Genomic DNA, 9915 nt, shown 5'->3' with positions numbered 1-9915 from the left:
AGTTGCCAAAGCGCTTGGGTAGGCCGCGCCATTTGCAGCCATGCTCGGCAACGTAAAGGATGGCGTTGACCACTTGCAGGTTGGTCATGCTGACATTGCCGCGCTGCGCCGGCAGGCAGTGTTCGATTAGAGAAAATTGTGCTGGCGTGATCTCCATGCACGATAGTTTAATCGCTCGGGCCATTAGTGTTAACAGGCCCTAGTACAGCTCGCAAAAGCGGAAGAGATTACGCGCAATCATCAGCAAGACATTGCTCAAGGGCAACAGGCGCAAGTTCGCTTGATGTAGCGTTGATACATTGTCGCAGATGTCAAAAAATATTCTTACATTTAGTTGTGATCAAAGATCACCAGCCAATGCCTCTAACGACAACACTCTGGCTGTGAGGATTTTTTGATCGGAACCACTATACTGATCCAACTCGCTCATGATGAAATTTACCACATCCGGAATATCCGAGTCTTCTTTCACAAATATATACCGAATATCTCTCGGACTAAATTTTATGCACGCGTGCGATTTAGTCAGATTGTTTTTAATTTCTCTTTCTTCCATATCATCATATTCAACCTTTTGAAGATAATCTGGAAAGTGGGTGCTCTTCTTAGGAACGTATCGCCACTCAGATTCTTGGTAGAAAATTTTTTGGATGGGATCCCCGTCGATCCACATCCGACCCTCTACCGGCTTAGCATGAGCGATCAAGTAACGGACCGTATGCAGCGCCGCCTCCTTTGCATCCTCATTTGCAAGCTTGAAAGCGTGTTCACCGATGAGACGAAAACTTCGAGTGACTTCGTTTTCCCCAGCCATGTACATGATGGGATTAATTCCATTTGCCTGAGCCCATTCACGCGTAAGCCCAAACACCAAAATCACCGTAAAACGCCACGTGCTCTGATATTCGCATAAGCGGTATTTCACAAAAACAAACCGTTGGATATGCGACCCAATCATGCGTCGGGTATCCCAGCCAGCTAACATCCTCTAAACAATAACGCGGCCAAAATCCATTTTTGAGTATGAGTTTAAGCGTTTCTCTGCTCTTCGTAAAATGGAACAGAGTATTTGACTTTGGGCGCAATGTATCTTCCTAGAGAGCATAATTAAGAAAAATGAAGTGGTCTTTTAACTCAATAGCCTAGTATTCTGATTGAGAAAACTTGATCCGATTTCAGATCAAGGCAGCCAAACCAGATTCATCAGCTGCGGATCCGCGGTGACCTTGACCAGCTTGCCGCTGGGGCCGAACTGCACCTGGTACTCGGAGAAGCTGTCGCGCCAGTAGCGCCACAGCGAGGCGTCCAGATTCGGGTTTTCGCTGCTGATCGGGTAGCCGACCGCCATCAGCACCTGTTCGCGGGTCATGCCGCCGGTGAGCTTGCCGTCATTGATGGCCTGGCGGATCTTGGGCGGAAAGGTGGCCAACTTGAGCTTGGGGTCGGCGGTGACGACATAGCGGGCGGCGAAGGCGGTGTTGTCCAGGTCGCGGCTGTAATCGTTGCCGATGGACTGCTTTTCGCCGGCGATCTTGAGGTTGACGCGGTTGCGGCCGAAACCGGTGACGCTGACCGGGGTGCCTACGGGAAGCATGCGCTTGCCGTCTTCGGCGTAATTGCTGTCGCTGATCCAGCTGCCGTCGGTGCGCAGGTTGCAGCACAGAAAGCCGTCGTACTTGGCCACATCGGCGGCCGAGGCCAGGCTGGAGGCGGTGAGCAGGCTCAGGGCCAGCAGGGAAGAACGCAAACGCATCGTAAAGACTCCTTTCTCGACGGCCGTGGCCGCGCGGCAATGATGGGATCGGGCGCGCCGCCGTTTCCCCAACGGCGCCCGGGCATTGTCGCAGCCTCGGGCGGCTTGGCAAGCACGGGTGACGCGGCCGGCCCGTGGTTGTGTATGCTCGGAGCCGTGGAAACTCTTTCACCCGCCGAGATTGCCGAGCAGATCGCCGAGTTGCGACGCGCCCACCGCGCGTTGGACGAGGAGATTCAGCGCGTGCCTGCGAACGTGGAGGACGAGCTGCAGATGAAGCGTTTGAAGAAGCGCAAGCTGCATCTCAAGGACTGCATTACGCGGCTAGAGATGGAGCTGGTGCCTGACGAGCCGGCGTGAGGTTTATGCATGCGGTTGCTTGGGCTTGCTTTGCGGTGGTGGGATCACTTGCCCCCCGCCGCGCGTCCGGCCCCGCTTACGGCGCGGGCGCTCCAGGACAGGTGGAAAAAGCAGTTGTGTCGCCAGCCACCATCACCTGTTGTTGAAACGTCTGGGGTGGAAGGTCGAGTCCGTTTGTACGCAGTTCATCCGAAACCATTCTTTCGTTGCGCTCATATGTCCGTGGGGGCTAATAAAACAGCGTGGCGGGCCTGCGCGATCTTCGCCAAGGCCTTCGTAACCTTCTCAAAAGATAGGTCGCGATGCACCAACTTTCTGTGGTTCCTGCCTTGGATCTGAAGCCGGTCACGCGTTACTGAAGAATCGCTGGAACTCGCTTTCGTAAGCGGTTGCGTGCTGAATCTCGTACTGATATGCAAGCGAATCCTCAAACGAACTGTACATCGGTTCCAGAGCTCCGCTCTGAGGATGCTCCTGAAGAAACCAGCGGTCAGGGTGATCGCCCTCTCCATGGGCGCGTAATGCGCCACGCGCTTCCTCAAAGATCTGGGCGCTCGACAGGCTGGTGTTGTATTCGATGCGCTCGAGCTCTTGCGCATAGCTGCTAGCATTGAATGCGCCGTATTGGGCAAGGCCGTACACGGCCTCTGCTTCGGAACTACGGGCCAGATTATTCATTTCGAACACCAGCGCGCTGACCAGGGACGGTCCGTCTCCACTCCCGGCGTTTGACAACGTTTGCGGCGAAAGGAGAATGGCGCGATTGGTTAAATCCGTTGACGCGACGTTGACGTTCCCCTCGCGAATGTCAACCCCTCCTTCGTCCCGAACTTTTTCTGCCACAGCCCTGAATGTAGGCGAACTGCGGTAGAGATCACCAAGCACGTGAATGGCTCTCGTCAAACGACTATCGCTCGGGTCACTCACACGGAGACTGGTCCGGATGGAGGACCATTGAGAAGGCGACGTACGCGCTGCCGTCGAGCGCAGCGATAACCCACCAAGTACCGAAGACCGCGTGCTTTGGGTCGGACCCGCTGACGCACCTTGTGGTATCGGGCTAGTTGAAGCAGCGGAGGACGAATCGCCGCCGTAAACACTCGTCGAATTTTTGGATACACACAGTCCCATGATCAACTCCGTCTAGTACGTATTCGAACGTTAAAACACATCAATGGGCGACTGCGGCGCGCCAGCGAAATACAGGAGTTCAAAGCGATTCTCGTAGATCTGCCTGATGGTGAACATTGGCAAGCTTCCTAGAGTAGCCCGCTCTCTTGCCCTAGCCCGCGCGTAGCAGGACCTTGCCACTGCGTCCCGGTTCGGCACTTGCGGCGGCGGCCTTGGCGGCATCTTCCAGATCGAACACCGCTTCCACCGGCAAGGCCAGGCTGCCATCGACGGCGGCCTTGAGCAGTTCGCCGATCATGCGGCGCTTGTCCTCGGGCTTGGTGGCGGCCGTGACCTTGCTGCCCCAGAAGCCGCGCACGCTGGCCTGCTTGAAGATCACATCGCCGCTGGAAAGCTGCAGCGGCTCGCCGGTCATCGAGCCGAACGAGATCAGCTCGCCGCCTTCGGCCAGCAGCGCCATCAACTCGCCGGCCGCGCTGCCGGCCACCGAGTCGATGGCGCGCACGATCGGTGCCTCGCCGGCCAGCGCGCGCGCCTTGTCCTGCCAGCCTGATTGCGCGGTGGAGATTGCGTTGCCGATGCCCAGCGCTTTCAGCTCGTCCACGCCGGCGTCGCGGCGTACCAGGTTGATCACGTTGATGCCGCGTGCGGCGGCGAGCATGGCCACGGTCTTGCCGACCGCGCCGTTGGCGGTGTTCTGCACGATCCAGTCGCCTTTTTTGACGTGCAAGGATTCGATCAGCATGAGGGCGCTCAGCGGCATGGCGATCAACTGGCAGCCGCGGTCATCTTCGAGTGCGTCGGGCAGCGGGACGACACCGGAGGCGTCAGCAAGGAAGTATTCGGCCCAGCTTTCGTGCACGCCGGCTGCGACGACGCGCTGGCCGACCTGCAGGCCTTCGACACCTTCGCCGAGTGCGTCGATCACGCCCGCCGCTTCACTGCCGCCGATGGCCGGGAGTTCGGGCTTGTAGCCGTAGTTGCCGCGCACGGTCCACAGGTCGTGGTTGTGGATCGGCGAACGGCGCATGGCGATGCGGATCTGGCCCTTGCCCGGCTGCGGCGTGGGCCGCTCGCCGAGTTCGAGCACCTGGGCGGGGTCGCCGAATTGGGTATGGATGGCTGCGCGCATGGAGGTCTCCTGCCGGGCACGCTCTTGCTGCGACGCACCCGATCGTTGTGAAAGGTGGCGCGATGCTATCGGCAGGGCTGCAAGGGAGGGATGAAACGAACGGAACTGCTGTGTGAAGTTGTTGGCGTGCGCGAGTAGTGAGGTTGGTCTGCTGCAGCGCTGGAGGATTTGCGTGCTGGCCGACCCTCATCCGCCCTTCGGGCACCTTCTCCCGGTGGGAGAAGGGAGGCGTCGTGCGCGTCTGCGCTTGCCTGCTGGTGCCCTGCCATTGGCCCACCCTCACGTATTACAGGGAGACGATAGCGGTTGTACCCCCGTCTTACTCAGCCGGCGGCGACACCACATCCGGCTTCGCCGCTTCCGGGCTGACCCGCTCGATGGTGTGCCGCAGCTCGCGGCCCAGGATGAACTTGGCATCCTTGGCCCACGCATCCAGGCGCTCGTCGAATACCAGCTTGCTGTTTTCGTCCGGCCACACCAGGCGCAGTTCGCGCAGTTTCTGGATGAAGCTGCGGAACAGGGTCTTGTCGAAGAACTCCGGGGCGGCCGGGGCGTACAACAGGCTCAGGCGTTGCGCGGCCTGTTGGCACAGGCTTTCCAGTTCGCCGGCGCCGAGCACGCCGGGGCCGTTTTTCACCAGCACCGAGATGGCGATGTAATAGCGCTCGAATGCCTGCTGTAGCGAATGCCCGATCGCACGCAGGCGAAACACTTCATCGGTCTGCCCGGTGTTACGGGTCAGCACGCCGCCATCGTCGTCGGCGACGTTGAGCAACAGGCCTTCGCGCACGAACATGTCGATGGTCTGTTCGATGCGTTCGGCGAAACGGTCTTCGCTCCACGGCAGGAACAACTCCGCCTGCAGGAACGGGTAGACCGTGCGGCCCAGCCGGATCAGACCGGCGCGGCTCATGCGGCGGTTGTTCTGGAAGCAGCACGCCACCCACGACGATGCGGTAAACAGATGCAGCACGTTGTTGCGGAAGTAGCTCAGCAACACCGCGGTGTCGCCGCTGACGCTGAGCACATCGCCCAGCGGATGCGACACACGCGTGAGCACGTTGATCTCTTCGGCGTGGGTGATGATGCGCGCCGGGGTGTGCGGGGTCACGGTGACGCGGTCCGAATACGGCATCTCCGCCAGCAGCTTCTTGCACAACTCGATCTGCGCGATCAGATCGGCCTCGCCCATCGCGTGCTTGGGCGTGGACAGCAGCGCCAGCGCCAGCAGGTTGATCGGATTGACGTCGGCGGCGCAGTTGATGCGGGTCTGGATCTGCGTGGACAGCGTGTCCACTGCCGGCGCAAGCCAGCTGGGTTTTTCGTCGTCGGGCAGCGGTTGGCCATCCCACTCCGGGGCGTGCTTGGCCAGCACGTCGTTGAGCGCGATCGGCTCGCCGAAGTTCACCACCACCTGGCCGTAGTTCTGCTTGAGCACTTTGGGGATCGACCACAGCAGGCCCCAGATGGATTCCTTTTCCTTGGGCCGGCCGGTGAGCTCGTCCAGATAGCTGTTGCCTTCCATCAGCTTTTCGTAGCCGATGTAGACCGGCTGGAACAGCACCGGCTTGCGCGGCTGGCGCAGGTAGGCGCGCAGCGTCATCGCGATCATGCCGCCCTTGGGCTGCAGCAGACGCCCGGTGCGCGAGCGCCCGCCTTCGACGAAGTATTCGATCGAATAGCCGCCGGCCACCAGCTGGGCGACGTATTCGCTGAGCACCGCCGAATACAGCGCGTTGCCGCGGATGCTGCGGCGGATGAAGAACGCGCCGCCCTTGCGCAGCAGCGTGCCGACCACCGGCAGATTGAGGTTGATGCCGGCCACGATATGCGGCGGCACGATGCCGCGTTCGTACAGCAGGTAGCTCAGCAGCAGGTAATCCATATGGCTACGGTGGCTGGGCACGTAGACCACTTCGTGCCCGGGCGCGGCCTGCTTGAGCTTGTCCAGGTGATGCACCAGCACGCCGGCGTAGATGCGGTTCCACACGTGGGTGAGCAGGAAGCTGGCCGAGCGCACCACCGGGCTGGAATAGTCGGCGGCGATTTCCCAGGCATAGGCATGCGCCTTGCGCCAGGCATCCACCGGCTTGGAGTTGTCGCGCCTGGCCTGGGTGGCGATGGCCTCGCGTACCGAGTCGGCGGCCAGCACCTGGTCCACCAGCAGGCGGCGGGTGGACAGATCCGGCCCGATCACCGCCTCGCGGATACGCCGGAAATGGGTGCGCAGCACGCGCTGCAATTTGCGCAGGGTGCGCTCGGGCGGCAGGCCCTCGGCCATGGTCTGACGCAGCGAGATCGGCGGGGCGAAGCGCACGATGGTGGTGCGGCCGTTGAGCAGCACCGCCAGCAGGCGCCGGAAGCGGCCCACCAGCGCCCAGTTTTCCGAGAACAGCACCGCGAACCAGCCGCTCTGCTTGTCTGGGGCGCGGCCGACGAAGATCGACACCGGCACCAGATGCACGTCCAGGTCGTCGCGCACGCGGTGCGCCTGCAGCAACTTGGCCAGCGAGTCGGAATGGGTCTTGCCGCCGCGCTGCTCGGGGATCAACGAATTACTGCTGCTGCGCCGCGACAGCGCCAGGTAGGCGCGCTTGCGCTGCAGCGGGTCGCCCGGCAGCGGCACCAGTGGCGAGGGCAGCCCGGCCTCGCGGCAGGCCTTGTCCAGGATCAGGGCGCTGGACAGGCCGTAGTCCTCCAGCACGTAGACCACCGGCGTGCCGTCGTCGTAGCGGCTCGGTTGATCCGGTTCGATGGTCAGGCTCAGCCACGGGTCGGCCAGCCGGCCGAGCAGGCGCGCCCACCACGGGCGTTTGGCGTTACGGGCGGCGGCGACGGCCGGCGCGATCGACGGCGCGGCGTCCGGCGGAACCGGTACGGCCGTCGGCAATGCCGCGGCTGTGGCACCGAGATCGGCAGCGGCAGCGCTGGGCGGGGCGGGCTGGCCGTCCGGGAACGGCAGGGGATTTTGTTCTGGCATCACGGTCATTATCGCCCAGCCGGGCGTTGCCCGGTGGCGGCGGGCGTGGCCGGCGGGGTGTCGGGCGCTGCAGCGGCGTCGGGTAAGGGCGCGGCCGGCGCGGCGCTGAGCAGCGCCTGCACCTCGTCCTGGGTCTGCTGCGGGTACCAATGGCCTTCGCGCTTGAGCAGGGCGATGGTGAGGTCGATGTCATGTGCAGCCAGGGGATAGCGCAGCCGCACCTGGGCGCGCTCGCCCTCCTGTTTGATCAAGCCGGTGCGCAGCGCATCCAGGCTGCTGTCCAGCGACAGGCCGTAGCGCTCCAGCACCTGCTTGGCCGCTGCCCAGAACGGCCCCAGCCGGCGCAGGCTCTCTTCCATCCCCAAGCGCTGCAGATCGGCATCCGAGCCGATGCCGGTGGCGCGGGCGGCGGTCACCAGGTCGGTGATGCTGGCCTTGGCGCGGGCGCGATCGGCCAGCGGCGCGGTCGCGGCCCAGGCGCTCAGGGCGTCGACCAGTTGCACATAATGCGCGCGCTGCTCGGGCTGGTAGTCGTTGCGGCTGCGCAGGTATTGCACGCCGAACTGGCCCAGCGACTGCGCGGCCTGGCGGATGCCCTGCGCCTGCCCGGCCAGTTGCGCATCGAAGGCCTGTTGCAGCTGGCGTTCGGCACCGGGCGCCGACAGCGTGCCCAGCAGGTTGCCCACCTCATTGGGCAGCGGCAGCTCGGTCAGCGGCCAGCGGCTGGCACCGCTGCGCCAGGCCGCTTCCAGCTGGGTGTACTGCGCAGGCGTGACCCGGATCCGCGCATAGGCAACCAGATCGTTGCGCCGCAATGGCATGGTCATCGACTGCATCGCCGCTGCCGGCTCGGCGGTGGCGCCGGGCAAGGCAGCGGCAGTGTCGCTGCGCTGGCAGCTGCTGGCGCATAGGGCTGCCAGTAGCACCCACGCGATGGACTGGAACCGGCCGGCGCGGACGGTGGATAGCGACATGCGCACGATGTTCCCCTGATCGATCGGCGCATCTTGCTGTCTGAATGCGTTGGCGGCAAGGCGCGCGACAACCGTGCGCTCGGGTACGGTGGAAAAACGTTAGATTTTCGTAGTTCCAGGCATTTTGTCGTCCAGTGTCCGACATTGACCGCTGTTGTCTTCTCCGGACAAACTTGTCCAGGCATCTGCTCCGAGCCCTTGTGCCGCCTGCGTTTGCTGCAATGCTGCGGCGCATCATGTAAGCGCTTGCAGTTCCTGCTAGCGTGCGCGCCATCTCGTTCTGAGATCGCCATCGGTCGGGGCCGATGTCATCCATGTGCATGTGTGGCACGAATGTTCTGCGCCAGCGGACCATGCGCCCTGACCCGGCGCGTGGCGCCAGGCGCGTTGTTTTGGGGAGTGCGAGAGCATGAGTCGACCAAGGTCCGAAGGCGGTAGCGTCACCATCAAGGATGTCGCGCGCGAAGCGCAGGTGTCGGTGGCCACGGTCTCGCGCACCATGAACGGGCATCAGCACGTGGCCGAGTCGGTGCGCGAACGCGTGTTGCAGGTCGCCCGTGCGCTGCACTACATCCCGCATCACGCCGCGCGCAGCTTGAGCAGCCGGCGCACCCACACCATCGGCGTGGTGTTGCCGGACCTGCATGGCGAATTCTTTTCCGAATTGATCCGCGGCATCGACCAGGTCGCGCGCGAGCAGGGCTATCACCTGCTGGTGTCCAGCTCGCACGGCGACCCGCAGGCGCAGCGCAAGGCGCTGGAACGCCTGCCCGGGCGCGTGGACGGGGTGGTGGTGATGTCGCCCTCGCTGGGCGACTCCGGCGTGCACGAAGACGCGCTGCCCGGCGGCCTGCCGGCAGTGCTGCTCAACTGCGCCGGCACGGCCAGCCAGCGCCCGGTGCTCAACGTGGACAACTACGGCGGCGCGCGGTTGATGACGCGGCATCTGCGCGACAGCGGCCATCGCCGCATCGCCTTCATCGCCGGGCCGGCCGACAACTTCGACGCGCATGAGCGTCTGCGCGGCTACCGCGACGAGCTGGCGCTGGATGCGCAGGCGCAGCCGTGGGTGCTGCCGGGCAACTTCGATGAAGAATCCGGCTACCGCGCCGGCCAGACGCTGGCGCAGGACACGCGCCCGGATGCGGTGTTCGCGGCCAACGACATGATGGCGCTGGGCTGCCTGTTCGCGCTCGGCCATGCCGGGCTGAAGGTGCCGCAGGACATCGCGCTGGCCGGCTTCGACGACGTGCCGATGGCGCGCTACGTGCTGCCGGCGCTGACCACCATGCGGGTGGATATCGCCGGGCTGGGCGCGCGTGCATTGCAACTGTTGCTGGGTCAGCAGCTGGTCGATGCGCCCGCCCCGCCCGCCGATGCCGCACCGCCGGCGTTCTCCGAGATGGTGCCCGAATTGATCGTGCGCGCTTCCAGCGCGCCGCGTGCTGCGCCTCCTACCTGAGACGCGCCACCGCGCTTTGCTGAGCTTGTGTTGCTTGCAGTCCCCGCAGTTGTTGCCCGCTGTCCCGCTTGACGTAATACCGACGCGCCAGCCACTCCGCTGGTTCGCGCTTTACCCCTGGGA

General features: G+C 63.3%; 10 protein-coding genes. 2 read left to right on the top strand and 8 right to left on the bottom strand.

Features of this window, described 5'->3' with window-relative positions; genetic code table 11:
• The 4 genes from ABS769_RS18890 to ABS769_RS18875 form a co-directional block, all read right to left on the bottom strand.
• Nucleotides 1-157 (bottom strand): transposase (locus tag ABS769_RS18890; protein ID WP_233368074.1); only part of this gene is annotated, 157 nt, incomplete at its 3' end.
• 183 nt (nucleotides 158-340) lie between these two features.
• Entirely contained in the window at nucleotides 341-958 is a 618-nt protein-coding gene (locus ABS769_RS18885) for an abortive infection system antitoxin AbiGi family protein (protein ID WP_317061406.1), read from the bottom strand.
• The gene (locus ABS769_RS18880; protein WP_350498241.1) at nucleotides 852-1085 is read right to left on the bottom strand and encodes an abortive infection system antitoxin AbiGi family protein; all 234 of its coding nucleotides are present in this window, start codon (nucleotides 1083-1085) and stop codon (nucleotides 852-854) included. Before ABS769_RS18880 ends, ABS769_RS18885 begins: the two co-directional genes overlap by 107 nt.
• Before the next feature lie 95 nt (nucleotides 1086-1180).
• Nucleotides 1181-1753 carry a hypothetical protein gene (locus tag ABS769_RS18875; protein WP_317061405.1) on the bottom strand — a complete coding sequence of 191 codons (573 nt, stop codon included), beginning with the start codon at nucleotides 1751-1753 and terminating at the stop codon, nucleotides 1181-1183.
• A 156-nt stretch (nucleotides 1754-1909) separates the two neighbouring features.
• Here ABS769_RS18875 and ABS769_RS18870 point away from each other — a divergent pair, with 156 nt between their 5' ends.
• Nucleotides 1910-2113 (top strand): YdcH family protein, encoded by a 204-nt coding sequence (locus tag ABS769_RS18870; RefSeq protein ID WP_167393935.1) that lies wholly within the window; start codon nucleotides 1910-1912, stop codon nucleotides 2111-2113.
• Nucleotides 2114-2458: 345 nt separating this feature from the next.
• Here ABS769_RS18870 and ABS769_RS18865 read toward each other — a convergent pair whose 3' ends face one another.
• The 4 genes from ABS769_RS18865 to ABS769_RS18850 form a co-directional block, all read right to left on the bottom strand.
• On the bottom strand, nucleotides 2459-2998 hold the full coding sequence (locus tag ABS769_RS18865; protein ID WP_317061404.1) for a hypothetical protein: 540 nt from the start codon (nucleotides 2996-2998) through the stop codon (nucleotides 2459-2461).
• A gap of 397 nt (nucleotides 2999-3395) precedes the next feature.
• On the bottom strand, nucleotides 3396-4376 hold the full coding sequence (locus ABS769_RS18860; RefSeq protein WP_317061403.1) for a zinc-binding dehydrogenase: 981 nt from the start codon (nucleotides 4374-4376) through the stop codon (nucleotides 3396-3398).
• 319 nt (nucleotides 4377-4695) lie between these two features.
• A complete protein-coding gene (gene plsB / locus ABS769_RS18855) occupies nucleotides 4696-7365 on the bottom strand; it encodes a glycerol-3-phosphate 1-O-acyltransferase PlsB (protein ID WP_317061402.1) in 2670 nt (889 codons plus the stop codon).
• Complete coding sequence (locus tag ABS769_RS18850; protein ID WP_317061401.1) at nucleotides 7365-8330, bottom strand: hypothetical protein; 966 nt, start codon at nucleotides 8328-8330, stop codon at nucleotides 7365-7367. Before ABS769_RS18850 ends, plsB begins: the two co-directional genes overlap by 1 nt.
• Before the next feature lie 409 nt (nucleotides 8331-8739).
• Between ABS769_RS18850 and ABS769_RS18845 the strand changes: the two genes are divergently transcribed.
• Complete coding sequence (locus tag ABS769_RS18845; RefSeq protein ID WP_115041004.1) at nucleotides 8740-9792, top strand: LacI family DNA-binding transcriptional regulator; 1053 nt, start codon at nucleotides 8740-8742, stop codon at nucleotides 9790-9792.
• The last annotated feature ends 123 nt before the right edge of the window (nucleotides 9793-9915 follow it).

Origin of the sequence: Xanthomonas hortorum, from assembly GCF_040279205.1 — a bacterium.
In the GTDB taxonomy this organism is placed as follows: Bacteria; Pseudomonadota; Gammaproteobacteria; order Xanthomonadales; family Xanthomonadaceae; genus Xanthomonas; species Xanthomonas hortorum_F.
This window is presented reverse-complemented; position numbering and strand designations above follow the sequence as displayed.

Bases quoted from the DNA above. Each gene is read 5' to 3' on its own strand.
- ABS769_RS18860 (WP_317061403.1), bottom strand. From the start codon at position 4,376: ATGCGCGCAGCCATCCATACCCAATTCGGCGACCCCGCCCAGGTGCTC.
- ABS769_RS18875 (WP_317061405.1), bottom strand. From the start codon at position 1,753: ATGCGTTTGCGTTCTTCCCTGCTGGCCCTGAGCCTGCTCACCGCCTCC.
- ABS769_RS18845 (WP_115041004.1), top strand. From the start codon at position 8,740: ATGAGTCGACCAAGGTCCGAAGGCGGTAGCGTCACCATCAAGGATGTC.
- ABS769_RS18850 (WP_317061401.1), bottom strand. From the start codon at position 8,330: ATGTCGCTATCCACCGTCCGCGCCGGCCGGTTCCAGTCCATCGCGTGG.
- ABS769_RS18885 (WP_317061406.1), bottom strand. From the start codon at position 958: ATGATTGGGTCGCATATCCAACGGTTTGTTTTTGTGAAATACCGCTTA.
- plsB (WP_317061402.1), bottom strand. From the start codon at position 7,365: ATGACCGTGATGCCAGAACAAAATCCCCTGCCGTTCCCGGACGGCCAG.